Origin of the sequence: Streptosporangium sp. DT93 (genome assembly GCF_049844535.1) — a bacterium.
Classification (GTDB): domain Bacteria; phylum Actinomycetota; class Actinomycetes; order Streptosporangiales; family Streptosporangiaceae; genus Streptosporangium.
The window spans coordinates 35,930-62,188 of record NZ_JBNCLF010000009.1 but is presented as its reverse complement, the minus strand read 5'-3'; the positions used below and the strand labels follow the sequence as shown (position 1 = coordinate 62,188).

Below are 26,259 nucleotides of genomic sequence, written 5' to 3'. Positions count from 1 at the left end.
GCGCCCGTCCACGGGTCGATGACCGGTTCGCGTCAGGGCTGGTCGGTCATGGTGGCCAGGTGCGTGCAGGTGGCCGGCACGGTGGCGTCGGCCAGGCGCTCGCGCAGCCGTCGGGTCAGGGCGGTGATCCGGTCGGCGGCGGCGAGGGCTGCGGGGATGTTCAGCCGGTAGCCGCCGAACGGGGTCGAGGCGTCGGGGTGGGCGGTGAGGTAGGCATCCCAGCGCGTCAGCCAGCCGATCGCGTTGGCCTGCTGGATCAGCATCAGCAGGGCGTCGGCCAGCTCGTCACCTTCGGGCAGGTCGTTTTGGTCCCAGCTCAGGGTCCGGCCGGTGGGGGAGGCGGCGGGGTAGTCGGCGGGCGGGTCGATGCGCTTGGGCGAGGTCAGGTCGCGGGCGCAGCGCTCGCACACCTGCAGGCCGTGGTGCTCGGCGCCGGTGCCCGGGTCGAAGTAGACGTCGAGGGTGCGGGGCAGGTGCCCGGAGATGGCGCAGACGCGCTTGACGCTGCAGGAGGGGCAGCGCCAGTGCTGGTCCTGGATGGGGGTGTCGTCGGTGTCGGTGGCCGGGGTGGGCTCGGCGTCGTGGGCGCGACTCCAGCCGTAGAGGTCGAGGGCGTCGCGCGCCTCGGTGAGGGTGGAGAAGTGCTCTCCGCCGTAGAGGTCGTCTGCGGTACGGCAGTCGCTACAGGCGACCGAGATGCCGCTGTGGGTGATGAAGGTCAGGCCGGTGGTGGTGTCCGGGATGGACATGGCGGTGATCTCCTTGTGGTGACGGTGGGTGATGGTTGGCGGGAATGAGGAAGTGAAGTGGTGGCGCCGGGTGTCCGGGTGTCCGGGGTGCAACAGGGGTGGGGGTTGCAGGGGCCAGAAGGGCAAAAGAGGGGGTGTTCCGCTCCCCGGACACCCCGGACGGACGGGGCGTTTGTGCTGTTGAGGTGGGTGTCCGGGGCGGACGTCCGGGGGTGTTCGGGTGTCCGGGGCGGACGTCCGGCCCGGACGGTCAGGCAGCGGGCCAGGCGGCGACGTCCGCAGGGACGTCGATCTCGCCTCTGCGGACACGCTGTGTAGCGTCGAGGAGGTGGGGGCGGGCGTAGCCGCGAAGCTCTCGGCCCCCGCGCAGGAACGCTCTGGGCAGGGTGGTCACGCCCAGCGGGCGTAGCAGGGCGGCCAGATCGTTCTTGGTCAGGTCGAGGGCGGCGGCGAGTTCTTCGCTGTGCAGGCGCTCGGTGTGCTCGGCGTCGAAGACGGCCAGCGCGCGGCGCAGAATCTCCGGGATCGGGTGACCGGACGTCGAAGGGGCGCCGGGGTGGACGGGGTGGATTTGCTCGGCGCGCAGTATTTGCCGGGGTGGGTCGGGCCAGGCGTTGGCCGATGCCGCGGGCGCCGGGCCGGGGCGGCGGGCGAGGTCGAAGGGGTCGGACCAGGAGTCGGCGCCGCCGGGCAGCACGGTGAAGCGCCGCACGGGCGCGGCCGGAGCAGTGGGCACCGCCAGCCGGTACCCCTCGCGGTGTTCATGGGTTGCGGTGGTGGGGTCGAGGTCGTTGGTGTCGTGGTCGCTGAACGCCTCGATCATGCAGTCGTAGCGATTGGCGTAGGCGGGGCCGGCCAGGTACTGGGCGCGGGGGTCGAGGTCGGGGCGGACGGCGGCGATCTGCGTGGCGGCGGTGATGACGGTGGAGGGCAGCATGTACTGGCCCTTGAACGGGCGCGGGGTGGCCTGGCCCATCTGGACGAATCCGCATCCTGGGCCGGGCAGGTCGGCGACGTTGACGCCGCGGACGTGTTCGAACATCAGGCCCAGCTCGGACTGGTCTTGCACGTACATGGCGATCCGTACGTGCGACATCTTTTTGATCATCGGTGGGAGCACGTCGGAGGTGGAGCGCAGCGAGGAGGTGACGAGCCGCACTGCCGAGTCGCGGCCGATGCGTTGGATCTCCTCCAGCGCCTCGCGCAGCTCGCGCACCGCCCGATCTCCGGGCGAGACGGCCTCGGCACCCTCGTCGAGGAAAATGACGATCTCCGGGAGGTCCGGGGAGATGGGCATGAGGGTGGTGTCGGCGGCGATTTTGAGTTTGCGGGCGCTGGTCTTGCGGTCCTTGGCGATGCGCAGCGCAGCGTGTGCCATGTCGAGGGCTTCGGCGGGGGTGGAGGCGGCCCAGTCGATCGCGGGCCGGTCGGTGCGCCCTTCCAGCCAGGGTGCCAGCCACATCTGTGACAGGCTTCCGCCGTTGAGGTCGATGTGCCACACCAGCGCGTCCCGGCAGCGGGCGGCGCCGGCGGTGAGCACGTTGAGGAGGATCGTCTTGCCCGATCCGGTCTGGCCGATGACCAGTACGGAGGCTTGACGCATCGGGACTTCCACCGCGTCGCCGTTGCGGTACTCGCCGATCTCGACCGGGTCGGTGATGCTCGCGCCGTTGGTCATCGGCGGGAACGGGATCTCCTCTTCCAGCCGGTTGACCGTGGAGACCCGCAGCACGACGGCGCCGCGGTGGGTGCCGGGGCTGACCTCCACCCCGCACCCTTCGGGGAGGCGGGCATCGGTGGCCAGCGCGTCGGCGGCGCCGGAGATTTGCGCGAGGGTTGAGCCCGCGCCGGGCAGGTCGAGGTGGACGTCGTAGCCGGTGTGAGTGGTCCACATCTGTACGTCGGTCACGGTGACGGTCAGGCGGCAGACCCGCTGCAGGCGTGCCTGCCATTCGGCGCCGATGCGGCTGTGGTGGCGCAGGACCAGGGCGGTGCCGGGCTGGCGGGGGGCGCGGCGGGTGTGGCGGCCCAGGGGGGCCAGTAGGCCGGCGCCCAGGGCGCCGATGCCCAGGGCGGCGAAGGTGTTGAGGTTCCATGGGGTGGTGGCCAGGGTGTAGGTCAGCCAGGACCCGGCGCCCAGCCAGCACCCAAGTCGGTAGAGCAGGGGGGTGGGGCCGTGGGGGGGGGGGGGGGGGGCCCCCCCCGGGGGGGGGGGGGGGCGCGGGGGGGGGGGGCCCCCCCACCACGACCGTGCCCAGCGCGCCGACCGCGGTCGCTGCTCCGCCCCAGATGGGGTTGAGGGCGGCGACGTCCCCGACGGTGGCCAGCGCGGCCAGGGCCAGGGCGCCCTGGGTGGTCGCGCCGGCCGTGCTGCGTGGGGTCAGGGACCAGTCGGGGCGGCGGGCGCGGGTCGTGGTGGTGCCCATCGTCAAGACCTCCTTTCGTCTCGGCTGCTCAGGTGGGGCGGGGTCAGACGTTCCACAGGGGTTCGTTGATGCGGGGCGCCTCCTCGCGCTTGAGGTCGTCGGCGTGCGCCTGGCGGAACAGCGGGCCGATCTCCTCGGCCAGGCTGACGAGCTGGGCCTGTCCCTGGTAGAGGAGGTGGATCGCCTCGATCACCGCGGGGTGGATGGGGTATTCGGCCTGCAATCTCTGGGTGTAGGTGCGGATCGCCAGCGCCACGTAGGCGGGTACCTCGGTGAGCTGGTCCAGCTCCCGGGAGACCACCCACATGTCGGCGGGGGCGTGACTGGCGGCGGCGGCGTTCATCTCGGCGGCCGTGGCGGCCAGCGGGAAGGTGCTCATGGTGCGGGTCCTCCTGTAGGTGCCGGTTGAGGCGGTGTAGGGGTGACGGCGCCGATCTCGATCGGTCGCCGCGCTCGCGGGCCGGTCGGCCGGCCCGTTCTCGGGGGTGGGCGGGTCGTTCGGCGCCGAAGGCGTCTCGGTGGCGTCGCTGGCGGTGTCACTGGAGGCGGTGTCGGCGGGCTCGGACGTGCGGGTCGTGCGGGGTGCTCGGTGACGCCACCAGGCGGTCAGCCACGCCACCAGCGCCACCACAGCGGCGGTGGCCTCGGCATCCCAGCGCCGCACCCCGGAGCGGGCGGCCAGCCCGGCGCGGCGCGCGGCCCGAAACCCTCGCGCGGTGCGAGCCGCAGCCCAGGTGATGCTCACGCGCCGGCCGGTGCGCCGATCGGCCCACGCCCCCGCCCGGCGCGCGCTCCGGCCGATGGCGCGGCCCGTACGGCGGGCGCGGTGCCCAGTCGCGCGACCCATCCGGCGAGCGCCGCGGCCGGTGGCCTTGACCGCCCGGCTCGCGCGCCGGCCAGTCGCCCGGTCGGCCCACGCCCCGGCGCGTCGCATGCTTCGACCGGTCGCGCGCACCGCGCCGCCCACCTGACGCGCTCCCCGGCGGGTGGCTCGGATCGCGCCACCAGCCGGGCGCCGGGCACCGCGCCCGCTGCCGCCGGCACGCTCGCGTCGCTGCTTTTGGCGGCGCCGCCCGCGCGGTGACAAACTCGCCGCGCGTCCGGCCTCGCCGCGCCCGGCACGCTCACCGGCCCGGGACGATCTCCCGAACAGGCCACCGGTCCGGGACGAACGGGCCGGACGGGCTGACGGGCTGTCGGACGAGCGAAGGGCGCGCGCGGCTCGGGCGCGGCCCTCCCCCCAGACGCTGGCAGCGCGCGCCGGGGCGGACCGTCCGCGCGAGCGGCTTCGGCCCAGCAACCCCCCGCCCGTCCGGCCGAAGCCGAACGGCGACGCGCCGCCGCTGTGCCGGGAACCGGTCCGGGAGGCGCCGTGGCGGTCCCGGCGCGAGCCGGTCATGCCGAGCCCGTGTCCCGTGGGGCGCTCGCGGCGGCGCCGGCGCACATACGCCAGCGCTCCACCTCCGGCGGCGACGCCCCCGGCGGCTAGCCCCCACGGCCCGGCGAGCTGATACATACTCGCCAGCACCGCCGCAGCAACCGACAGACCTCCGGTGACGAGCTGACCTGCGGGAAATCCTCGCTCCTTCCCGTCGGCCTCAGCCACGCTCTGGTCGCCCTGCTCCGCGACGGGCGGGGCCTCCTGGCCGGGCGCCTCGGCAGCGCCCGCGACGTCCGGCTGTGTGGCCTCGGGGCCGGGCGGGATCGGCGGCTCTTGCTCGGCGTTCTGTTCTGCATGCTCTTCCTGCTGTGCGGTCATCGGTGATCACCTCCTGTGGTGATGGGATTCGCCCGGCTCGGGCGGACGATCGAACGGCGGTAGGTGGTCCGCGCAGGGACGAGACCCACGCGGGTGGGCGGACGGGGAAGGCCGTCGTCCGCGACGATCGGGCGCGCGGTCCCCAGGTGTGGCGGCGGACCGTCCCGGACGATCACCAGCGGACGGTTCACCGCGATTCCCCGTCCGCCGGAGCGGGCACGGCAGCCGAGACGGCGGGGGCGGCTTCGGCGGCTTGCTCCACCGGGTCGGCGGGGGCTTCGGTCTTGAGCCGGGCCAGCAGTGCCCCGACCCTGCCGTTGGAGGCTGATTCCCCTGCCTCGCGCAGGGCGGCGGCCAGGTTGTCGCGGTTGAGCGCCTTGCCCGCGGCCGTGAGGTCAGCGGCGATTCGCCAGCCCAGCGGCATCAGATCCTCCACCTCCACCGGAGCGGTAGCCGTCCGGCGGGGCCGGGTGGCCGGAGCGCTCTTGCTCGCCCGCGGTTTGGCCGGAGCAGGCGCCGGGGGCGGGGGTGCCGGGGCCAGAGTCGGAGGTTCCGGGGCGGACACCGGCGCGGGGATGGGCGTGGGGACGGGTGGGGGTGGCTGTTCGGCGGCCTGGATCTGCTGAATCAGGTGGGCGGTGGTGGCAGCGATGCCCCGCTGAACCGATGCGGAGGCTTCGGCCACCACCAGCAGCAGCACCGGGCCGCAAGAGTGGATCAGCACCCCGACCCCGTCGACCCCGTCCGGGTGCAAGGCCGGGCTGGCGACGTTCAGCGACCACGTCATCAGCCCGGCGGTCCAGCGCAGCACGATCAGCCACCCGGCGCGCACCCCGTAGCGGTCCAGTGCCCGACCGCCGATCAGCGCGACGATCAGGCCCAGATCCACCATCGGCGAGAGCATCCACGCGATCGCCCGGTGCACGCCATGGGCGATCAACAGGCCGGTCACATTGCCCGCGCCGTAGACCATCACCCCGATCGCGACCCCCCACACCGCCCGGTTCACGATCCGGCTGGTCTTGCGCAGCCCGTCCAACTCGGCGAGGGCTTCGGCGTGAGTCATCAGGGCTCGCTTCCGCAGGTGTGGGGGTGGTCGGTGCCCTCGTCGTAGAGTCGGGCGGGCAAGTAGTGCCGGTCGGCGTAATCACGCAACTCCACCGACACGCCGCAGTAGCGGCATGCCCTGGTACAGATCACACGAGGGTCTATTGGGTGTGTCATGGTCAGGCCGCCTTGACGTTCTCGTCGTCGCAGTCCAGGCAGGTGCCCAGGTGGCGCGGCAGCACATACCCGACATCCCGCCGGCAGGCGGGGCAGGTGCGGCGGGCCGCGAGCGCTTTGGCGAGTGCTTCGAGCTGGGCGGGGGTGGCGGTGCGCTTGGGCAGCGCGAGGCGGACGTCGTACAGGTAGGCGGCGCGCACCCCGGGGGCGCCGTGCCGCTTCGAGCGCCACAGGATCTGCGCTTGGACGCCCTGCCCGCCGGGGCGCAGCCCGGCGGCGGTGAGCTGGCGGCGGGTCAGCAGGTGGGTCGGGGCCAGGCGCCAGGGGTAGGTTGGCAGGCTGTGCTTGGCGCCGGCCGGGTCCCAGAACTGGGCGCGGATGCGGCTCATCAGGCACTCCTCTTCATGGCGCCCGCGCCGGACAGCCCGCATGCGGTGCAGGAGAAGCCAGGCGCGACGGTGGGGGCGGGGGTGCGCTGCCACATCAGCGCCCAGCGCAGGCGCCGGGCCGGGCGGCCGGTGGCCAGGGTCCGGCGCCGCGCCCGCGGGCTCGGGTGCCCATCGAAGGCCCAGCCGATCAGCCGGTAGCCGGGGGGCGCCTCGATCACGTCGGCCAGCGCCGCGGCGACCATGCGCCGGCCCGGCAGCCCGATGGCGTCCAGCAGCCGTACGGCGTGGGTGTCGGCGTCGTACTCCTGCAGCCGATCCCGCCGGGCCGCGGCCAACACAGTGCCCAGCACGGCGAAGGCCAGCACGCCCAGAACCGGCAGGGGCAGGTGGAGGATCGCGCCGATCAGCAGCGCGGCCTTGGCCAGCCAGCGCGGGTCACCCCACAACGGGCGGGGGTGGCCGTGGTCGAGGGCGTGATGGGCGATCTCGTGGGCCAGCACGCCGTACAGCGGCAGCGAGTCCGGGTCACGCAGCAGGTCTGCGCCCAGCTCGACACGCGGGATGCGGTCGCAGCGGGTCTGTCCGGCTTCGGCGTTGCCGTCGAGGTCGGGGGTTATGCGGATCAACAGGCCGGGCAACTGGGCGCAGTGGCGCAGCGCGCACACCAGCTCAGCCAAACCCGGCAGGACGTCCGGGGCGCCGTGGGCGTCGTGGGGAGCGGTCGGGGTGATGATGGGGGCGATGGTCATAGCTCACCTCCTTGGGTTAGAGGTCGGACTGGGAGCGGGTGAGAACGCGGCAGGAACCGCAGCGACGGACGGGGCGGGCGCCGTGGGAGCGACAGACCTCGATCTGGGCGCGCGGGGTGCGACAGCGCGGGCAGCAGGCGGCGGCGTGGTGCTCGTGCTCGCAGTCCAGGCACTGAAAGCGGCTCATCGGCCACCTCCGCACGGGGTCTGCGCGACCGCGGTCACGCAGCCGCCGCACGCCGGGTCGTAGCCGTGGGAGTGGGTGGCGCAGCGCGGCAGGTTCTCGCTGCGGTGGATGCTCTGGCACAGCGGGCACTGGTAGCGGCCCATGTCAGATCACCTCGATCTCGGTGCACGGACAGTCCGGGCAGGCGCCGGTGCTCATCACGCCACCTCCTGCGCGATGTCAGCGGCGGCCTCGACGGTGGGCCACAGCGACAGGGGGCGAATCTCCTCGACCGACAACCCCGCCCACACGCCCTCGGCGGGGCGGATGTCCAGGGCGTAGGCCAGGCACTGGGGGCGGGCCGGGCAGGTAGCGCAGATGCGCTTGGCGGCGGCCTCGCGCTCCTGACGGGCGGTGTCCGGCTCGGGCTCGAAGACGTCGGGGGCAGTGAACAGGTCGGCGTCGGCGCCGGTGCAGGCCGGCCCGGCGGCGAACATCGCCTGACGCAACTGCTGGCGCCGCTTGAGGTAGGCGCGGCGCGGGCTGTTCACTGGGCCGCCTTGGAGGTGGCGGTCGGACGGCAGAACGGGCAGGGGTAGGGGCCAGACCCGGGGTTCCAAATCTGGCCGTTGCGGCAGTCCGACGGGCATCCGGCGGACTTGGACACGCTGAACAGGCGAGTCATGATGGTTGTGCTCCTTGTTGAGGAGTGAAGGGGCGGCCTTGGGTCTTGGCGGATCAGGGCCGCCCCAACGACGTGTAGACCTAGATGTCACGCGCAGGAGCGAAACGAATCCCCTGCGTAAGTCGCCTTTTCAGTGGGAGGCGACGGCCCGGATTCAGTTGGAAAAGAGCGAATGCTTCAGCCCGTTGGCGTGCGGCTTGGCCGCCTTCCCGAGTCTTCCGGCTGAGCAAAAGGGCGATCCCTTAGAGCTAGCTCTATTAGGCCCTCACGGCCCTCGCTTGTCAATAGAGGTAGCTCTATCTCTGATAGTGGGAGCTCCAGACCGATACCGCTACCCTTATTCAGTGAGCGTTGAGCGAAGGGGATGACATGACCGTCGGCTACCGTGAACTGGCCGAAGTCCTTCGCGAGGGCATCGCGCAAGGCGACTACCCGGCAGGGGAGACCTTGCCGAAGCAGGAGGAGATCGCCGTCCAGTACGGCGTCAACATCAAGACCGTTCGACAGGCTGTCCGGCTCCTCGAAGCCGAAGGGCTCGTCACGCCCGTACGGCGCAGGGGAACCGTCGTCCGCGAGCGTCCGCCGATGAAGCGGCTGGGTGTCGAGCGCTACGCCAAGAGCAAGTGGAAGTTCGGTCTGGTCGCGTTCGCTGCCGACCGCGAGGCGTCAGGGCGCGCGTGGAGTCCGGGCGACCAGACACAGAAGGTACGCCTGATCGAGGCGGACGCCGAGGTGGCGAAGGCGTTTGAGTTACCTGATGGCGCCCATGTGTACGAGCGTGCACGGCTTGTCAAAGAGGGGGACTCGCCTACGCACACTCTGACGAGCTACTACCGTCCCGAGGACGTTCAGGGGACACCGCTTGTAGATCCGACCCCTGGACCTGCAGGCCGCGGAGGAGGGTTCGCCGTCCTTACGCTTCAGGGATTAGAGCCGGACAGCATGACCGAGACGATTCACTCGCGTATGCCGACGCCAGATGAGTCTGAGATGCTCGCGCTGCCGGGCGGTGAGCCGGTCGTGATCCTGCAGCGGCGGACGTTCACTCGTGAAGGCCGATTGGTCGAGTTCGCCCGAGGTGTGCATGCTGCGTCGCGCTTCGAGTGGTCTTACACGTTCAAGATTCCCGACTGAAGACAGATAGGTGACATGACTGCCAACGCCCTTATTCCCGACGTTCTCCGCGCCGACGTCGAGACATTGTGGGACTACCACGACATGCATCACGTCGTCCAACCTGCAGATGTCGGCATCGGCCTAGGCAGCCATGACCTAGGAGTTGCTACTTACGCTGCCGATCTTTACCTGCAAGGGCTCTTCCCTCTGATCGTGTTCACCGGGGCCAATGCCCCTACTACAATCAGCAGGTTTCCCCGCGGTGAAGCCGTCCATTACAAAGAGCACGCTGTCGAGCGGGGGGTTCCCGACTGGGCGGTGCTGGTCGAGTCGCAAGCGACGAATACGGGAGAGAACTTCGCCTACACTCGCGCCCTCCTGGCTCAACACGGGGTAATTGTTACGTCGGCCGTGCTCATTTCTCGTCCCTATCAACAGCGACGCGCATACGCCACATGCAAGAAACTCTGGCCAGAGATTGAGATTACTTGCACGTCACTTCCCCTTTCTCTTGACGACTATGTCGAGAGTGTCGGGGATGTAGATCGTGTGATCAACATGCTAGTTGGTGACACTCAGCGGATCACGGAGTATGCGAAAAAGGGTTTTGCTGTCGAGCAGCCGTACCCGAATGAGGTCGATGCTGCCTTCAATCGACTGGCCGCTGCAGGTTATACGAGCCGCCTTATTTGATCGCGAGCATTGCTGAAACTTAAATGGGGACAGTCCCCGGGATTCTATCCCTTAATTGAGACTGTCCCCGAAGTCGAGGAAAATTATTCCCTGGCTTGCATCAGCCGGACCTTTCCATCAAGTGCGCGGCTAACCCTTAATGCTGTGATGACCGAAGAGAGAGACTACTTCGCCTTCTCTCTTGGGTTCCTCGTGGCTATCGGATTCGATATCACCTCGGTCGGCTACTGAGCCTAATGTTCTTGACTGACGTGCAGTGGCTGTTGAAAATATACTCATTGGCGCGCGAGCTTCGCGTGCAATGTCCACAGCCGAAATTCCTGCACCTTCTAAAAGTTCAAGAGACTTGGGCAGCAGCGAAGGTTGCTCAAGTCCGGGATGACGTCCCGGTTCTTGGCGGCGCCACCCCTCCTTGGACATTCTAATCATGGCATTTCGATAAGTTACATCAGATAAGGTCCCCAGCTCCCTGGCTCTGTACAGTAGTGCCTGCATGCTTACACCCCAGTACTCCTTTAGGGTAAGGAATTGTGACCAGTTGAGGCGGTGAGGGAGTTGGCTAATTATTTCATTCGCAGGCATAAGTAGCTCTGAGGCAAACTGGTGAGCTTGTAGTTCTACTATGCGCCCTCCCGGTTCCGCGTCTGTATGCATAATTAAGTGACCTAGTTCGTGGGCAAGGTCAAATCGCTGCCTGTAATAGTCATCCTTTATTGGATTGAGGATGACTATTGGTCGATGAGGTGTCTCGAAGGAGTATGCGTCTACGGATGCTGACTGGGTAGGGCCGAAAGCCACCACGATTCCATTGTTCTCTGCAGACCTTAGAAGGTGCGGGATGGGGCCTTTCTCGACTTCCCACGCCTTACGTAGTTCTTGGGCAGCCGCAGTTGGTTCTGACGTTATTTCACCATCTATTGGTACTGGAAACGATGGAATGCGGCATTTCGGCATATCTATATATCGTTCGAATGTTTGAACAATATCGTGAACCATCCACCCGTAGGCGGTCGCTTGATCTCGTACTAATTGTGTTGTAGTCCTCAGGGATCGAAAGTGCGGAATGACATTTGATGAGAGTGAGAGCATGGTGCTCGGGGTGGCCAAGAAAAAACCTGGCTCCACCCCGAGCGCCACGGACAACTGAGCAACTGTGCTGGGAGCTGGCCGCGTACGACCAGACTCATAAGCCGTAATCGCTGCCGGTGTCTTCTCAATTTGTGCCGCTAGCTCAACTTTGCGAAGTCCAGCTAGCTGGCGTGCCAATTTGAGACGGTTCCCAGCAAAAAGTTTAGCTGCTTCTGTTACCCCTGCCCTGTATTGCTGGTTGTTCACCTTTATTCTTTCTGTGAATTAGCCTCGCGCGGTGTAGCACGAAGAGTAACTTCCACGTCCCGCGCGTCCTGGGGGGGAGGAGTCTTAGGCGGGGTAGTGGAGATGGGCTCCCTGCTCTGCCTACCCTCAGGGGGGCCGTTACGCAGTTCGACACGCCAGTGCCAAGCCTCCGACCCCTTCCTGTTGTAACGCGGCCGGCCGAGGTGGAGCGCAGAAACCTTGGTGTGTGCGTCGATGGCCCACGCCGCGACCAGCGTCACCACAGTGAAGTCGTTGGTAGAGGCATTAAAGACGTCCGCGAGGACATCGATCGCCATGAGCTGTTCGAACCCCGGAAGCACCATCTCGTCGGGGTAGGGCTGTGCGGCGACTGCCCTTTTCGTGGGCCGCGCCTGCGGCCACGGGATGCTGTCCACATCCTTACCGCCGAAGGACTGAAGAAGGAAGCGCCACTCCTTGTAGCGCCACCCGGGGGACCCGTGAAGGTCGTCGCGTACGACAAGACCGGGAGTCAGACGGGGCATGGCCTTGTACTCTCCAGACAGCAGGCCCTCGGCAACCAGGTCCCCTCCGCTCTCGAACGGGTCGTCGGGGTGCACGAAGAAGCGTTCGCACGAGAACACCCGGTCCAGGCGGTCGGTGAAAAACTTCCAGGCGGTGTAACCCACCCAACCTTGATCGTGGCCTGTCGTGGGCTCGTACGAGTCGAGGGCCTGCTTCGCGGCGCTGTCCCAGGCCCAGCACAGAGCCTTGAGTACGGCGGCATCCCCCAGGTCGCCGAGCGCATCATCCTTCTCAGTCATACGGGGAGCATAACTGATCTCAGTAATCCTTGCTTGAAAATGAACCACAAGAGTGATGTTGTGCTTCTAACTGAACCTACTTGGATGTTGAGTCGTGCTCCCGCCAAGCTGCAGTGCTCCTAGCGGCACTGAGCGCTGAGTGACTGATTGTCCGCCCGTGTACGTACCTCCCCTGGTCTGGATGCAAGTCCTGTGGACCAGTCGTGGACCGAGACGGCTTGAAGCCATGGGCGGGTGCTTGTTATCCCAGCTCAAACGCACAATAGGGTTTGCATCCGCACTCCTCTCCGGAGCCGGGAGCGCAAGTTCGAATCTTGCAGGGGGCACCAACCAGGACCAGCTCACACACCTGTGTGAGCTGGTCTTTCGTGTCTCCGGCGTGGGAGTGGTTCCGCCTTTTCGCGACATCGTCCGACCCCGGTGACGGACGCTGCGGGCAGGACATGGGCAGAGATCATGAACTGAGCTTCGGGTGGGAGGCGGGTGCTGCCACTGCCCGGCCGGCCGAGGAGGGTCAGCTCACGGGATTCACGCCAGAGCCGGAGTCCGGGCGTCGTCGGCAGCCGGCTCAGGACCGGGCACCACAGGGTGCCGGCCCCGAAGCCGTCCTGGGCACGCTCAGTCCTCGATGGTGATGCCCATCGCCCCCGCCAGGCCGTAGACCAGCCCCTGGGCGTCCCGGCTCGTGATGGTCGCACCTTTGAGGCTGGTGACGCCGCTGATCCTCAGCAGGGCACAGTCGGCGAACCGCGCACCTTCCATGCGGGCGTTGGAGAACTGCGCTCCCGTCAGCTCACACCGCTCGAAGCGCGTACCTCGAAGGTCGGCGTTCTGGAAGTTGGCCTCCAGCATGGTGCAGTCGCGGAAGACGACGTTCTTGAAGGTGGAGAAGCGAAAACCCGCCAGGTCCATACGGCAGGCGTCGAACACCACGTCCCGGAACACGCATTCCGACCAGGACATACCGGTCAGTCTGCTGTCTGACACCCGGGTTCGCTGCATCACCGAGGTCCCGGCCGCCAGGTTCGACAGGTCGCACCGCCGCATCTCCACGTCGGAGAAGCCTGCCCGGCGCATCTCCATGCCGGAGAGCCTCGCATCGGTGAAACGGCATCCCTCGAAGTCGAACGCGTCCGCGCGGAGGGACGCCATGTCCGTGCCTGTGAACTCCAGGGACCGGTACATGCCGTCGTCCTCAAGTGCGGGAAGCCCAGCGGGGATGAGCGGTGTGGGCAGTTTGGGCGCGAGTGGTTCCTTCGGCTTGGGCGGGCGGGCGGATGAGGCGCGGGAGGGCATGAGCAGAGCGTAATCCCGGCAGTGGGAGCAGAGGCGCGGCCAGGTGGTGATCGCGGGCACGGCGTTGTCGGTGGTGGTTGCGAAGATCGTCGCCATGACCGAACTCACGTCCGCGATCGTCGGCTACTGGGATGCCGCTGCCCGTGCCTTCGATGACGAACCCGACCACGGCTTGCGCGCCGAGCACACACGTGCCGCCTGGGATCGCCTGCTGAGAGCCTGGACGCCCGCAGAGCCGGCCGACATCCTGGACGTCGGTTGCGGCACCGGCTCGCTGTCCGAGCTGCTGGCCGCGGCCGGGCATCGGGTGACCGGTGTGGACCTGGCGCCGCGGATGATCGAGCAGGCCCGGACCAAGCTCGCGGACGCCGAACTCGCCGGGCGTTTCATGGTCGGTGACGCCGCCGCCCCGCCCACCGGCGGCGGACGGTTCGACATGCTGCTGTGCCGGCACCTGGTATGGACCCTGCCCGATCCCCGTGCGGCGCTGCACGAGTGGGTCGCCCGGCTCCGACCGAACGGTCGGCTGGTGCTGGTCGAAGGCCGTTGGGGTGAGACCGGACAGGCGGGATCTCCCTATGTGGCGGGAGCCGAGAGGCTGCCGTGGGGCGGCGGCGTCACTGCCGCTGACCTCGCCTCCGCGGTACGGCCGCTCGTCACCGACCTGCGTATCGAACCGCTCGACGACGATCCCGACCTGTGGGGCGGCCCGGTGAGCGACGAACGCTACGCGCTCATCGCTCATGTCTAGCTGTACTCGGCCAGAAGATCGGTGACGATCCCCCCGTACAGCCACGGCCGTGAGCGCGCGGACGCGTCCAGGACCGCGCCTGGACGACCCGCCGCGGGCGTACGGCGCCGAAGGCCGGTCACCCGCGGCCGTGCCGCCGGCCGGTCAGGGCGGGGCGGCTATCTCAGGACCCGGTAGCGCAGGTGGGTGGCGTGGCGGGACTCGATCACCTCGGCCCGCTCCAGCCGGATCTGACGGCCGAGGTGCTCGAACAGCCGGGTGCCGCCGTTCAGGAGCACCGGGGCCACGTGCACGAACAGCTCGTCGACGAGCCCGGCCGCCAGCGCCTGCTGGACGATGCCGGCGCCGCCCATGATGTGCACCGCCTTGTCCCCGGCGGCCTCGGCCGCCTGCTTGACGGCGTCCTCGACGCCCCCGGTGACGAACGTGAACGTGGTCTCGCCCTTGACGACCACGTCGTGCGGGCGGTGGGTGACCACGAACACCGGCAGCCGGTAGAACCCGTCCTCGGCCGCCCACCCGTCGGTGTCGTCGTACACCCTGCGGCTGGTGATGACCGATCCGGCGAGCTGACGCTCCTCCCCGAAGGCGAGGTCCATGCTCCGGTCCTCGCCGACCCAGGCGTGGAGGGCGTCGCCGCCCTCGCCCAGGCCGGGGTACCGGTCGAGATCCGGGCCGGTGACGAAGCCGTCCAGTGACATCGAGATGTTCGCTTCCACGGTGGCCATCGCGATTCTCCTTTGGGTCGGCGGGGCGCGGCCGTCACATCCGCGGTCGCGTCCCGGTCCGTACGCGTTGAGGTCGTCCCTGTGAACGTCGATCGGGACTACCCGTTTTTCGCGCGTACCGCTCCTGAACGGGTCGTCTTTCGCCTCTCGCGCGTGCCGGCCGCGTGGATCGTCTTCCGGCCGCGCTCACCGGACAGGGCGGGGTGGCCTCGCAGGCACCTGGTCGCAGGCTCGGCCACCGGGCGGCACGGGGCCCGGACGCGCGGTGGCGTGCCGCCCGCCCGGGGGGCGGAGGGCACGCCACGGATCGGCGGGAGGTCAGACCACCTGGCAGGGGCTTCCGTTGAGGGAGAAGGAGGCGGGTTCGGTGGTGTTACCGGTGTGGGTGGCCTGGAAGCCGATGCTGACGGAGCCGCTCGGCGCGAGGGTGCCGTTCCAGCTGGCGTTGGTGGCGGTGATCTGGGAGCCGGTCGCCGCGTACGACGCGTTCCAGCCGTTGGTGAGGGTCTGGCCGGAGGGCAGGGTGAACGTCAGCCTCCAGCCGTTGAGGGCCGAGGGGCCGGTGTTGGTGATCGTGACGTTGGTGGTGAACCCGCTGTTCCACGCGTTCATCGTGTACGCCACCCGGCACGCGGCCGGAGGCATCGGGGTCGGCGTGGGGGTCGGGGTCGGCGTGGGAGTCGGCGTCGGGGTGGGAGTCGGCGTCGGGGTGGGAGTGGGCGTCGGGGTGACGCCGCTGTAGACGGCGGCCTCCTTGGCCGTGGCCTTGATGCCGTTGACGCCGTTGAAGATCCGCTGACCCCAGGTGGTGAGGCGGGCGGGGTCGAAGTCGAGCGCCATGTCCAGGATCGGGTCGGTGTTGCCGCTCCAGGACCAGGCGAGGTAGCCGAGATCGCGCGACACCGCCTCCGACAGCAGCGTCTCGTGGTCCACCTCGCCGGCGTTGAACCGCCAGCCGAACTCGCCGATGACCAGCGGCCATCCGTTGGCCTTGAACCGGTCGAGGTAACCGGTGATCGCCGAGGCGGTGTTGTACACGGCGTACATGTGGATGGACAGGACGGTGTTGCGCTGGCTGTCGGCGTCCAGGACCGCCTGCGCGTTGTCCCGCATGACGTTCTGCCAGTCCTGACCCCAGTTCGGCGCGTCGACCATCAGCAGGTGCTGGAAGCCGTTGCTCCGCATCTTCTTGACGGCGGCGACGGTCGCGGCGGTCCACTGGCCGGCGTTGGTGTTGCCGATCGGCTCGTTGCCGATGTTGATGACGACGTGGTTCTCCTGGCCGACCAGCGCGCTCTTCTGGCTGATCCAGTAGTCGGCGGCCTCGTCGAGCGAGGCGGCCGCGCCCTCCTCGCCGTACCCGGTGGTGTCGTGCACCTCCAGGACGCAGATGAGCCGGTTCTGCTTGCACAGGGTGATCACGTCGGCGACGTCGTTGGAGGGGCCCCAGCGCTTGCCGCTGCCCAGCACGACGCGCACGGTGTTGGCTCCGAGCGCCTTGACGTCGGCGAACGAGGAGGTACGGCCCGTGTACCAGACGTGCGGGTGGTTGACGCCGCGCATGACGAACTTCTGTCCGCCCGCCTCGACGATGTTCGTACCGCTGATGTGGAGTCCCACGGCCGCGTGCGCGGGTTTGACGGCCGTGAGCATGACGGCGCACAGGGCTACGGCCAGGGCGACGATTGCCGCACCGGCCGTGGAGAGACGCCCTATGGATCTCATCGGATCTCCTCGCTGATGTTTCGTACCACTTGGTGGCACCCGTTCGCGGTAGGCGGCGACGCGTCGGCGATGGGGGCCACGGGAACGCCCCCCAGAATGTAGGCAGAGCCACCTGAGCGGTACAGCCGCCGCCGGGCCGACCCGCTGCCGGCCACGGCGCCCGGCCCGGGGGCCTCGCCGTCACAGGGGTACTGAGCTGGCCGGACCTCTCCTCGGGGCGGGCAGGACGATCTTTCCGGTGCCCTCGGCCCGACTCGTCCCGCGATGAAAATTCCACGCGGGAGGCTGGTTCCGCGTACCGAGGAGTCCGCGCGGGCTCGGGGGCCCGGGGGCTCGTGTGGGACGGTCTTGCGCCGCCGGGCTCCCGTACAGACGCGGCCTCTCGAAGGGGACGTTTTACTACTTATTACGCTTTTATGATTTTTGTCGACAATTCTATTTCTTGTCGTTGGAGCTCCAGATTGTTTCGGATATCCAATTTTATGTGTAGCTGTGGCATGTGATATCCGAATTTATGATCTGAAACTCGGTGCCTCGTTGATTCGTTTCCCTCTGTGGTCGCACTGGATCGAATTTCGCGGATCGGGAGCGTGTCCCGGTTGCGGATGCTGTGACCGGGACAAGGAAAACGGAAAGGGCTCCATGGCAGAAATGATCACGGCTCCGTCGGTTCGGCTGGTCACGCCTCGACGCGCACGGGCCGGTGCGCCCGTCACGATACCCGGTCTCCTGCTGGTGCTCCTGGTCCTGACCGGCTGCTCGGCCTCCGCGATCGAGGGCTCGTACCGGCCGCTGTTCATCCCCGTGAAGTTCACGATGAACGGCTCCGGAGAGGTACAGGTCAGCGGCGAAAGCACTCTGGTGACTCCGGTGGGCGTCTTTTCGATCAGCGCGAAACACAACATCCCAAATCGGAGGAGTGACGCCGTCTACGTGATCATTCGGGACGCGAACGGTTCCGGCGACGGGTCGGTGGCGGGACGGGATCATATCTACGAGGTCAGAAGCGGGGCGGGCGAGTTCAGGACTCGCGTGCACGGGAGGGCCTCCGTAAAGGTCGTCGATCGCGAGGTGCTCATCGACGTCACCCCGGGCACGGTTCTGACGATCGAGTTCACGGGGTCGAGGGTCATCGTCCAGGAGCGCCCCGCCGACATCGTGACACGGTGGCAGCAGTACTGGGCGTCCTCCCTGTACACGCCCATGTCGCTGTCCACCTGGGCATACGACGACTCGACGATGGGGAAGTGGTTCGGGATCGGATTCGTCTGGTTCCTGGTCCGGCTCGTGGCGGCCCTGGTCCTCTTCGTGTTCGACGCCCTCCTGACGGTGGGCTGCCTCCTGGCCGCCGCCGCTTTCGCGCTCTTCGGCCCCACCGGCCAGAACATCGTGTACGGGCTGGAGATCCTGCTCGTGCTCGCGGTGATCTGGTGGGGGCGGGTGATCGCTTCCGGCCTGTGAGCGCCGGAAGACCGGGCACGGTGAGACCTTCCGGAGCACGCCGATCGGCTCGTGTCCCCCTCGTCGATGCTCGAACACGGCGGCTCACGGGCACGAACGGGCGTCGTCGGGAAACGCGCGTGACGTACCGGGCATCCTCACCGGGATCGCTGCCGCCGGACGCCGTTCAGGGCCCAGCGGCGCAGTACGGCCATAGCCAGCGGCACCGGGACCGTGCCCGCGCCGAGGCCCACGTCGACCAGCAGGTCGAACACCTCCTTGCGGCGGGCCGCGGTGTCGATCGCCGCGTCGATGAACCCGGGCCGCTGGGAGGCCAGCGCGAGCACGTCGGTGGTGCGCAGGTGCCGCCCGAGGGCCTTGCCCAGGCCGCGCCGGTAGGCCGGCAGCGGATCGCCGGCCGCCCGCACCGCGGCCTCCCCGGCGAGCCGGCCCGAGACGAGCGCGTAGTAGATGCCCTCACCGGTGAGCGGGTTGATCAGCCCGGCGGCGTCCCCGGCGAGCAGGACCCGTCCCGAACCCGGCCTGGGCCGGCCGGGGGAGAGCGGCAGGTGGTGGGCGCGCAGGTCGCGGGCGCGCAGGCCGGGCAGGAGCTCGGCGAGCCGGCCGTGCAGCACCTCGCGGCCCGGCAGGCCGGTGGCGTGCAACCGGGGAAGCAGCATCCCGTAGCCGATGTTGGCGGTGCCGTCGCCGATCGGGAACGACCACGCGTACGCGGGCCACCCGTCCCGCTGCATGAAGATGGACTGCACGTCGTCGTCGGCGGGCACGTCGGCGTAGCCGCGCACCGCGATCGCGGTGTGCCGGTCGGGGGACGGCGGGACGCCGATGAGGCGCCGGACGGTGGAGTTGGCGCCGTCGGCCGCGACCACGGCGCGGGCGGTGACGGTGCCGTCGAGGACGACGTGGCCGTTCCCGGCGACCAGCGAGCGGACCTGGTGACGGCGGACCTCGACGCCGCGGGCCCGGGCGGCGTCGACGAGGCGGGCGTCGAAGACCTTGCGGGGGACGACGTGGTTGGGCCGGGCCGAGGTGGCCGAGACGCGCGCGCCGCCGGGGGAGACCACGGCCAGGCGTTGCGTCGGCCGGTAGTCGGCGATCAGGTCGGGGAGCCCCAGCAGGGCGAGCTCGTCGCGTCCGTGCGCGGCGATGCCGTCGCCGCAGGCCTTGTCGCGCGGGAAGTCGGCCCGGTCCAGCAGGAGCACCCGCGCGTCCGGCCGTAGCTGCCTCGCGCGCAGCGCCGCCGCCGCCCCGGCGGGCCCGCCGCCGACCACCACCAGATCCCAGACGTCGTCCACCCCGCTGAGCCTTCCCCGTACGCCCGGCCGGAACCTTTCCGCATGCCCGGGGTCCTCGCGCGCGGCGGACGTCAGAGGCGGCGCAGCGCGGGGAGCAGCTCCCTCTCCGACCAGTCGAAGAACGCGCCCTGGTGCTCGTGACCGATCTGGACCAGCGCGACGTGGGTGAAACCGGCGTCGGTGAAGGCGCGGAACGCCTCCACGACCGCGTCCACGTCGGAGCCGCACGGCACCTTCTCCGCCACGTCCTCGGGCCGCACGGTCTTGGCGGCGGCGTCGAAGTTGACCGGGGCGGGAAGCTCGGACATGACCTTCCAGCCGGACACCGACCAGCGCCAGAGCCGGTGCGCCCGCTCCTTGGCGGCCTCCGGGTCGGGGTCGTAGCAGATCGGGAGCTGGCCGTAGACGGGCTTGTTCGCGCCGCCCTCCGCGGCGAACAGGCTCACCAGGTCCGCGTCGGGGTCCGTCGCGACCAGCGCGTCCCCGTGCTCGGCGGCGATCCGGCCCGACTGCCCGCCCGAGGCGGCGATCGCCAGCGGGACGGGCCGGTCCGGCCGGTCGAAGAGCTTGGCCGAGTCGACGTCGAAGAACTCGCCGCGGTAGGTGACGTAGCCGCCCTCGAACAGCTCCCGGATGATCTGGACGGCCTCCCTGAACATCCCGTGCCGGGTGTCGGCCGACGGCCAGCCCTGGCCCACCACGTGCTCGTTGAGGTTCTCCCCGGCGCCCAGACCCAGCGTGAAGCGCCCCTCGGTCAGCACGCCCATGGTCGCGGCCTTCTGCGCCACCACCGCCGGGTGGTAGCGCATGATGGGGCAGGTCACGTACGTCATCAGCGGCAGGCTCCGGGTGGCCTGGGCCGCCGCGCCGAGCACCGACCAGGCGTACGGCGAGTGTCCCATCTCCTCCAGCCACGGGAAGTAGTGGTCGGAGATGACCGCGTAGTCGAAGCCGATCCGCTCGGCCGTGACCACATCCTCGACGAGCTGCCGGGCGGGCGTCTGCTCGCACATCATCGTGTAACCGATCTTTGCCATACCCGGCCCCCTACCCCGCTCCTCGCCCCCATCGCCCGGGGAACCGATAAATTCGTCCTCTTTTACGCTTCACCCGCTCGGCGTTGGGAGCCGTCCGGGCTCGTCACCGGTCCGTTCGGTGTGGAGAGCCGGTGGTGCTCGTCATCGGTCCGTTCGGTGTGGAGAGCCGTTCGTGCTCGCCGCCGATCCGCTGAGCACCGAGGGCCGTTCGGGTTCGCAGCAGACGAGAGGCACCGCCGAGGCCGGGACCATGTCGAGCTGGACGGTCTGGCGGGGCAGCATGAAGTCCAGCAGCCAGCTCCCGGCGATCCGTCCCCGGCCGTGCGGGACGGCGAGCAGGTGGTAGGCGCGGGTGACGATCTTGGCCGCCAGGCCCGACAGCGGAACGCCCAGCGGGTTCGCGGCCGCGGAGGCGCCGCCCAGGTCGACGAGGAACCCGAGGTCGCCGTGCCGGTACGGTTGCAGCCGCCCGTGCCCGTAGGAGGCGGCGATGTTGTGGGCGACGCGCCTGCCCTGGCGTTCGGCGTGCTGGGCGGTCATCGGGGTGTACTCGCCCGGCCGGGTGAGGTCGGGCACGGCGGCCGCGTCGCCGCAGGCGTAGACCCCCCGGTGGCCGGGCACCCTCAGGTACTCGTCGACCAGCAGCCGTCCCCGCTCGGTGGGCAGTCCCAGCGACTCCACCATCGGGTCCGGCCGCACGCCGACGCACCAGATCAGGGACCGGGTCGGCACGAACTCCCCGTCGGTGAGCCTGACGCCCTCCGGCATCGCCTCGGCCACGCCGACCCCGGTGCGGATCTCCATGCCCCGCCCCTCCAGGGTCCGGTGCGCCGTCCTCGACAGGTGCTCGTCGAGTTCGGGCAGGACGCGCGGGGCGATGTCGGCGAGGATCCAGCGCAGGGGCTGGTCGCGCAGGTGCGGTCGCGCGTCGCGCAGGTCCCGGGTGAGCAGCTGGCCCTGCGCCGCCACCTCGGTGCCGGTGTACCCGGCGCCGACCACCACGAAGGTGCACCGCGCCCGGCGCTCCTCGGGGTCGGTGGAGGTGTCGGCGAGCTCGATCTGGCGGATCAGGTGGTCGCGCAGGTAGATCGCCTCGGCGATGCTCCGGAAGCCGTGGGCGTGCTCGGCGACGCCGGGCACGGGCAGGAGCTTGTTGACGCTGCCGACCGTGACCACCAGGCGGTCGTACCCCAGCTCGCGGCGCCCGCCCTCGGAGTCGACGCACCTCACCCGGCGGGCGTCGAGGTCGACGCCCTCCACCGTGGCGAGCAGGTGCCGGACACCGGGACGTTCGCCCGCCAGCGGGATCGCCACCTTGCGCGGATCGAGGATCCCCGCCGCGACCTCCGGCAGCAGGGGCAGGTAGAGGAAGTAGTCGGTCGGGTTGATCAGGACGATCTCGACGGCACCTTTGGCGATCTTGGAGAGCGTGCGGACGGCGGTGAAGCCCGCGAACCCTCCTCCGATCACGACGACTCGCTGTCGCTTGGTCATCGGATACCTTTCGTGGATACTCCAGCCTTCAGGCCGGGGAGGAAAAGGGAGCGGGAAGGCGCTGTGGCGCCTGAGCGTGCCTGGACCCGCACGACCCGCTTCCCCCGTTCCATCCAGCACCTAGCTGACGTTGCCATATCGTGTGAGGCATGGCGCAGATCGTGAAGCGGGCCTTCAGGTTCCGCTTCCACCCGACGAACGAGCAGGCAGCGGAGCTGTCTCGCACGTTCGGCTGCGCTCGCCTGGTCTACAACAAAGCCCTCCAACACCGCAGCCACGCCTACACGATCGAAGGCCGCAAGGTCTCCTACGTGGAGTCCTCGGCCACGCTGACGCAGTGGAAGAAGACCGAGGAGCTCGCGTTCTTGAACGAGGTGTCGTCGGTTCCGCTCCAGCAGGCGCTGCGCCACCTGCAGGCGGCGTTCGCGAACTTCTTCGCCAAACGGGCCAGGTACCCGACGTTCAAATCCAGGAAGAAGTCCCGCGCGAGCGCGGAGTACACCCGTAGCGCCTTCCGCTGGAAGGACGGGCAGCTCACTCTCGCGAAGATGGACGCGCCGTTGAAGGTGGTGTGGTCGCGTCCGCTGCCCGAGGGGGCGCAGCCGTCCACGGTGACGGTGTCGAGGGACGCGGCCGGGCGGTGGTTCGTGTCGATCCTGTGTGAGGACCGCATCTCTCCGCTTCCCCCGACGACCGCCACGGTGGGCGTGGACGCGGGGATCACGGCGCTGGCGACGCTCTCCACCGGGGAGAAGATCGTCAACCCTCGGCATGAACGGGCCGACCGCAGGAAACTGGCCAAGGCGCAGCGGCGCCTCGCCCGCAAGGAGAAGGGGTCGGCCAACCGGGCCAAGGCGAAACTCAAGGTCGCGCGGGTGCATGCCCGCATCGCCGACCGCAGGCGTGATCATCTGCACAAGGTCACCACGCGTCTCGTCCGTGAGAACCAAACGGTCGTGATCGAGGACCTCACCGTGCGCAACCTGGTCAGGAACCACACCCTGGCCCGCGCCGTCTCCGATGCCTCCTGGCGTCAGATGCGCACCATGCCGGAGTACAAGGCGGCCTGGTACGGGCGGGAGGTGCTGGTGGTGGACCGCTGGTTTCCCTCCTCGAAGCTGTGCTCGGCGTGCGGCGCCCTCCAGCGGTCCATGCCGCTGAACGTCCGAGAGTGGGTGTGTGCCTGCGGCGCCTCTCACGACCGGGACGTGAACGCCGCGAGGAACATCCTCGCCGCCGGGCCGGCGGAGAGATGAAACGCCTGTGGAGCTGACGTAAGACCTCAACGAGAGTCCTCTCTGACGGGCGGTCGGCGGTGAAGCAGGAACCCTCACGGGCGACCGTGGGAATCTCCTCCCTTCAGGGAGGGGAGGATGTCAACAGGGTCGCTCCTTTCGACGATCCGTTTCCAGCGGCGTTCCCTGTATGCCCCCCGGTCAAGCGCGACGGGCCGGTCCTCCTGTCCCGCGCGGCCCCGCCGGTGCCCCGCGGGGACGCGGCCGGGCCCGCGCCGGTACGGGGGTGGTAATCCGCAGGTCAGAGCGCGTACAAGATGGCGCGGCGGGTGAGTGGGAGCCGTCCCGCCGGGGGATGGCCGGGGGCAGGGCGGTGCGGGGCGGATGCTGCCGTGAGACGAGCTGACGCGACCTGTCGTGAGACGAGCCGGTCCGAAGGGAGTGAGCCGTGACGACCTCCGAACGGTCGCGTGAGGAACCGCTGACCTCACCGCTGGCGCCGCGCAGGAGCGCGCCGGGCTCGATCGTCGTGAACTGGCTCACGAGCACCGACCACAAGGTGATCGGGTACATGTACCTGATCACCGCGTTCCTGTTCTTCCTGTTCGCCGGGCTGATGGCGCTGATCATCCGGGCCGAGCTCGCCCAGCCCGCGATGCAGCTCGTCAGCCAGTCGCACTACAACCAGCTCTTCACCATGCACGGCACGCTGATGCTGCTGCTGTTCGCCACCCCGCTGTTCGCCGGGTTCGCCAACGTGATCATGCCGTTGCAGATCGGCGCCCCCGACGTCGCCTTCCCCCGGCTGAACATGCTCAGCTTCTGGCTGTTCCTCTTCGGCGGGCTGATCGCCAGTGCCGGGTTCTTCACCGACGGGGGCTCGGCCGACTTCGGCTGGACCGGCTACCCGCCGCTGTCGACCGCCTCCTACTCCCCCCAGTACGGCAGCGATCTGTGGATCATGGGACTGGTGATGTCCGGCCTGGGCACGATCCTGGGCGCGGTCAACTTCATCACCACGATCATCTGCATGCGGGCCCCCGGCATGACGATGTTCCGCATGCCGATCTTCACCTGGAACACGCTGCTGACCGCCGTGCTGGTGCTGATGGCCTTCCCGGTGCTGGCCGCCGCGCTCCTCGGCCTGGAGGCGACCCGCAGGTTCGGCGCGCACATCTTCGACCCGCGCAACGGCGGGGTGCTGCTGTGGCAGCACCTGTTCTGGTTCTTCGGCCATCCGGAGGTCTACGTCATCGCGCTGCCGTTCTTCGGCATCATCACCGAGGTCATCCCGGTCTTCAGCCGCAAGCCCATCTTCGGCTACATCGGCCTGGTCGGCGCCACCATCGCCATCACCGGCCTGTCGATGACCGTGTGGGCCCACCACATGTTCCCCACCGGCCAGGTGCTGCTGCCGTTCTTCTCCTTCATGTCCTTCCTCATCGCCATCCCCACGGGGGTGAAGTTCTTCAACTGGATAGGCACCATGTGGCGCGGCCACATCGTCCTGCACACCCCCATGCTGTTCGTGATCGGCTTCCTGGTGACGTTCCTGCTGGGCGGCCTGACCGGCGTCATCCTGGCCTCGCCGCCGCTGGACTTCCACGTGCACGACTCCTACTTCGTGGTCGCGCACTTCCACTACGTCGTCTTCGGCACCGTGGTGTTCGCCATGTTCGCCGGGTTCTACTTCTGGTGGCCCAAGATGACCGGCAAGATGCTCAGCGAGCGCCTGGGCAAGTGGCACTTCTGGACGCTCTTCATCGGTTTTCACACGACCTTCCTGGTCCAGCACTGGCTGGGCGCCCGCGGCATGCCGCGCCGCTACGCCGACTACAGCCAGCTGGACGGCTTCACCGGCCTGAACGTGATCTCCTCGCTGGGCGCGCTGCTGCTGGGCGCCTCGACGCTGCCGTTCATCTACAACCTGTGGTACACCGCCCGGCACGGTGAGCGGGTGGCCGTGGACGATCCCTGGGGGTACGGCAACTCGCTGGAGTGGGCCACCTCCTGCCCGCCGCCCCGGCACAACTTCCTGTCGATCCCCTCCATCCGCTCCGAACGCCCCGCCTTCGACCTGCACCACCCCAGGGCGGCGATGCAACCGCGCCAGCTCGACCCGACCGAGCCCTCCGAGGAGATCTGACCGTCCTTGCGGGAGATCCGTCCGTCCCGTACGCCGCCCCCCGCCGCGTCAGCCGGGAGCCGTCGCGCGGCGCAGGGCGATCCGGGTGGTCTCCTCGGGGTACGGGGACCGGCGCACGGCGTCGGCGGGGGAGGCGAGGCCCGCGGACACCTCCTCGCACAGCCGGGCGAGGGCGGCGATCTCCGCCTGCTGCGCGGCCACGAACGCCCGGTCCACCGGATCGCCGTGACCGGGGACGAAGGCGACCGCCGGGGCGGCGCCGGGTGTGCAGGGACGGGGGCTCCCGGGGGCCGCGGCGCCGGGTGTGCCGGGACGGGGGCTCTCGGGGGCCGCGGCGCCGGGTGTGACGGGGAGGGCGAGCAGGGCGGCGACCGTGGCGGGCCATTCCAGGGGGTAGGCGTCCTCGTAGGCGGGCGGGGCGCCGTTCTCCACCAGGTCCCCGGCGAAGACCACGCCGGCGTCCGGCACGTGGACCACCAGGTCGTTGCCGGAGTGACCGCGGCCCAGGTGGGCCAGGACGATCCGGCGGCCACCGACGGTCAGCTCCGTCCGGCCGGTCACGAGGTGGTCCGGCGGGACGATCTCGGTCCCCTCGATGTCGCCGGCGATGTCCGCGCGTCCCAGATCCCGGTAGTACCGGGCCCACTGCCGCCTGGCGCGGTCACCGTCACCGATCAGGTCGGCGCGACAGCCCGGATGCCCCCAGACGGGGGCACCGAGGAACGGCCGGGTGCCGAAGGCGTGGTCGAAGTGCGAGTGGGTGATCGCCACCGTCCAGGGGGCGGCGGTGATCCGCCGGACCTCGGCGGCCAGCTCGGCCCCCTGCCGCTCGTCCCCGCGGGTGTCGACGACCAGGCAACCGCCCTCGCCCACGACCAGCCCCACGGACAGGTCCAGCTCGTCGTACCGCCGCACCAGCACCCGGTCGGCCACCTCGACCCATCGTCCTTCCACGGGACGTATTCTGCCCCGTCCCCGTCCCCGTCCCCGTCCCCGT

General features: G+C 69.2%; 25 protein-coding genes. 6 read left to right on the top strand and 19 right to left on the bottom strand.

The window, feature by feature from the left end:
- Positions 1 to 32 precede the first annotated feature (32 nt).
- From ACLQ2R_RS20510 to ACLQ2R_RS20465, 10 genes are all read right to left on the bottom strand, one after another.
- Positions 33 to 749, bottom strand: coding sequence for a hypothetical protein (locus ACLQ2R_RS20510; protein WP_425961696.1), 717 nt, complete (start codon positions 747 to 749; stop codon positions 33 to 35).
- 250 nt (positions 750 to 999) lie between these two features.
- Positions 1,000 to 2,643 (bottom strand): hypothetical protein, encoded by a 1,644-nt coding sequence (locus tag ACLQ2R_RS20505; protein ID WP_425961695.1) that lies wholly within the window; start codon positions 2,641 to 2,643, stop codon positions 1,000 to 1,002.
- A gap of 575 nt (positions 2,644 to 3,218) precedes the next feature.
- Complete coding sequence (locus ACLQ2R_RS20500; protein WP_425961694.1) at positions 3,219 to 3,920, bottom strand: hypothetical protein; 702 nt, start codon at positions 3,918 to 3,920, stop codon at positions 3,219 to 3,221.
- A gap of 1,201 nt (positions 3,921 to 5,121) precedes the next feature.
- On the bottom strand, positions 5,122 to 6,000 hold the full coding sequence (locus ACLQ2R_RS20495) for a hypothetical protein (protein WP_425961693.1): 879 nt from the start codon (positions 5,998 to 6,000) through the stop codon (positions 5,122 to 5,124).
- A 160-nt stretch (positions 6,001 to 6,160) separates the two neighbouring features.
- Positions 6,161 to 6,547 (bottom strand): RRQRL motif-containing zinc-binding protein, encoded by a 387-nt coding sequence (locus ACLQ2R_RS20490; RefSeq protein WP_425961692.1) that lies wholly within the window; start codon positions 6,545 to 6,547, stop codon positions 6,161 to 6,163.
- Positions 6,547 to 7,296, bottom strand: a complete 750-nt coding sequence (locus tag ACLQ2R_RS20485) for a M48 family metalloprotease (protein ID WP_425961690.1) — start codon at positions 7,294 to 7,296, stop codon at positions 6,547 to 6,549. Before ACLQ2R_RS20485 ends, ACLQ2R_RS20490 begins: the two co-directional genes overlap by 1 nt.
- A gap of 16 nt (positions 7,297 to 7,312) precedes the next feature.
- Complete coding sequence (locus ACLQ2R_RS20480) at positions 7,313 to 7,483, bottom strand: hypothetical protein (RefSeq protein WP_425961689.1); 171 nt, start codon at positions 7,481 to 7,483, stop codon at positions 7,313 to 7,315.
- Complete coding sequence (locus tag ACLQ2R_RS20475; RefSeq protein ID WP_425961688.1) at positions 7,480 to 7,626, bottom strand: hypothetical protein; 147 nt, start codon at positions 7,624 to 7,626, stop codon at positions 7,480 to 7,482. The genes ACLQ2R_RS20480 and ACLQ2R_RS20475 overlap by 4 nt, the downstream gene beginning before the upstream one ends.
- A 54-nt stretch (positions 7,627 to 7,680) precedes the next feature.
- Positions 7,681 to 8,013, bottom strand: coding sequence for a WhiB family transcriptional regulator (locus ACLQ2R_RS20470; protein WP_425961687.1), 333 nt, complete (start codon positions 8,011 to 8,013; stop codon positions 7,681 to 7,683).
- On the bottom strand, positions 8,010 to 8,147 hold the full coding sequence (locus tag ACLQ2R_RS20465) for a hypothetical protein (protein WP_425961686.1): 138 nt from the start codon (positions 8,145 to 8,147) through the stop codon (positions 8,010 to 8,012). Before ACLQ2R_RS20465 ends, ACLQ2R_RS20470 begins: the two co-directional genes overlap by 4 nt.
- 369 nt (positions 8,148 to 8,516) lie before the next feature.
- Here ACLQ2R_RS20465 and ACLQ2R_RS20460 point away from each other — a divergent pair, with 369 nt between their 5' ends.
- A complete protein-coding gene (locus ACLQ2R_RS20460) occupies positions 8,517 to 9,281 on the top strand; it encodes a GntR family transcriptional regulator (RefSeq protein ID WP_425961685.1) in 765 nt (254 codons plus the stop codon).
- Between the two features lie 15 nt (positions 9,282 to 9,296).
- A complete protein-coding gene (locus ACLQ2R_RS20455) occupies positions 9,297 to 9,956 on the top strand; it encodes a YdcF family protein (protein WP_425961684.1) in 660 nt (219 codons plus the stop codon).
- 129 nt (positions 9,957 to 10,085) lie between these two features.
- Here ACLQ2R_RS20455 and ACLQ2R_RS20450 read toward each other — a convergent pair whose 3' ends face one another.
- The 3 genes from ACLQ2R_RS20450 to ACLQ2R_RS20440 all read right to left on the bottom strand — a co-directional run bounded on the left by ACLQ2R_RS20450 (position 10,086) and on the right by ACLQ2R_RS20440 (position 13,498).
- Positions 10,086 to 11,291 carry a helix-turn-helix domain-containing protein gene (locus ACLQ2R_RS20450; RefSeq protein ID WP_425961682.1) on the bottom strand — a complete coding sequence of 402 codons (1,206 nt, stop codon included), beginning with the start codon at positions 11,289 to 11,291 and terminating at the stop codon, positions 10,086 to 10,088.
- Between the two features lie 2 nt (positions 11,292 to 11,293).
- Positions 11,294 to 12,094 carry a hypothetical protein gene (locus ACLQ2R_RS20445; RefSeq protein ID WP_425961681.1) on the bottom strand — a complete coding sequence of 267 codons (801 nt, stop codon included), beginning with the start codon at positions 12,092 to 12,094 and terminating at the stop codon, positions 11,294 to 11,296.
- 618 nt (positions 12,095 to 12,712) lie between these two features.
- Entirely contained in the window at positions 12,713 to 13,498 is a 786-nt protein-coding gene (locus ACLQ2R_RS20440) for a pentapeptide repeat-containing protein (RefSeq protein ID WP_425961680.1), read from the bottom strand.
- Here ACLQ2R_RS20440 and ACLQ2R_RS20435 point away from each other — a divergent pair.
- Complete coding sequence (locus ACLQ2R_RS20435) at positions 13,485 to 14,141, top strand: class I SAM-dependent methyltransferase (RefSeq protein ID WP_425961679.1); 657 nt, start codon at positions 13,485 to 13,487, stop codon at positions 14,139 to 14,141. The two genes, ACLQ2R_RS20440 and ACLQ2R_RS20435, sit on opposite strands and share 14 nt — an antisense overlap.
- A gap of 158 nt (positions 14,142 to 14,299) precedes the next feature.
- Here ACLQ2R_RS20435 and ACLQ2R_RS20430 read toward each other — a convergent pair whose 3' ends face one another.
- Together ACLQ2R_RS20430 and ACLQ2R_RS20425 are read right to left on the bottom strand one after the other, a co-directional pair.
- A complete protein-coding gene (locus tag ACLQ2R_RS20430) occupies positions 14,300 to 14,869 on the bottom strand; it encodes a dihydrofolate reductase family protein (RefSeq protein ID WP_425961677.1) in 570 nt (189 codons plus the stop codon).
- 318 nt (positions 14,870 to 15,187) lie between these two features.
- Entirely contained in the window at positions 15,188 to 16,594 is a 1,407-nt protein-coding gene (locus tag ACLQ2R_RS20425) for a cellulase family glycosylhydrolase (RefSeq protein ID WP_425961675.1), read from the bottom strand.
- A 642-nt stretch (positions 16,595 to 17,236) separates the two neighbouring features.
- On the opposite strand from ACLQ2R_RS20425, the gene ACLQ2R_RS20420 reads away from it, so the two are divergent.
- On the top strand, positions 17,237 to 18,055 hold the full coding sequence (locus ACLQ2R_RS20420; protein ID WP_425961674.1) for a hypothetical protein: 819 nt from the start codon (positions 17,237 to 17,239) through the stop codon (positions 18,053 to 18,055).
- A gap of 137 nt (positions 18,056 to 18,192) precedes the next feature.
- Here ACLQ2R_RS20420 and ACLQ2R_RS20415 read toward each other — a convergent pair whose 3' ends face one another.
- The 3 genes from ACLQ2R_RS20415 to ACLQ2R_RS20405 form a co-directional block, all read right to left on the bottom strand.
- Positions 18,193 to 19,350 carry an NAD(P)/FAD-dependent oxidoreductase gene (locus ACLQ2R_RS20415; protein WP_425961673.1) on the bottom strand — a complete coding sequence of 386 codons (1,158 nt, stop codon included), beginning with the start codon at positions 19,348 to 19,350 and terminating at the stop codon, positions 18,193 to 18,195.
- A gap of 71 nt (positions 19,351 to 19,421) precedes the next feature.
- Positions 19,422 to 20,387, bottom strand: coding sequence for a TIGR03557 family F420-dependent LLM class oxidoreductase (locus ACLQ2R_RS20410; protein ID WP_425961672.1), 966 nt, complete (start codon positions 20,385 to 20,387; stop codon positions 19,422 to 19,424).
- Between the two features lie 141 nt (positions 20,388 to 20,528).
- Positions 20,529 to 21,881 carry an NAD(P)/FAD-dependent oxidoreductase gene (locus tag ACLQ2R_RS20405; RefSeq protein ID WP_425961671.1) on the bottom strand — a complete coding sequence of 451 codons (1,353 nt, stop codon included), beginning with the start codon at positions 21,879 to 21,881 and terminating at the stop codon, positions 20,529 to 20,531.
- Between the two features lie 149 nt (positions 21,882 to 22,030).
- On the opposite strand from ACLQ2R_RS20405, the gene ACLQ2R_RS20400 reads away from it, so the two are divergent.
- Together ACLQ2R_RS20400 and ctaD are read left to right on the top strand one after the other, a co-directional pair.
- Positions 22,031 to 23,137, top strand: a complete 1,107-nt coding sequence (locus ACLQ2R_RS20400) for an RNA-guided endonuclease InsQ/TnpB family protein (RefSeq protein WP_425961670.1) — start codon at positions 22,031 to 22,033, stop codon at positions 23,135 to 23,137.
- Between the two features lie 460 nt (positions 23,138 to 23,597).
- Positions 23,598 to 25,262, top strand: a complete 1,665-nt coding sequence (ctaD, locus tag ACLQ2R_RS20395; protein WP_425961992.1) for a cytochrome c oxidase subunit I — start codon at positions 23,598 to 23,600, stop codon at positions 25,260 to 25,262.
- 48 nt (positions 25,263 to 25,310) lie between these two features.
- Here the strand turns inward: ctaD and ACLQ2R_RS20390 are convergent, their stop codons facing one another.
- Positions 25,311 to 26,216 (bottom strand): MBL fold metallo-hydrolase, encoded by a 906-nt coding sequence (locus ACLQ2R_RS20390; RefSeq protein ID WP_425961669.1) that lies wholly within the window; start codon positions 26,214 to 26,216, stop codon positions 25,311 to 25,313.
- Positions 26,217 to 26,259: the final 43 nt, after the last annotated feature.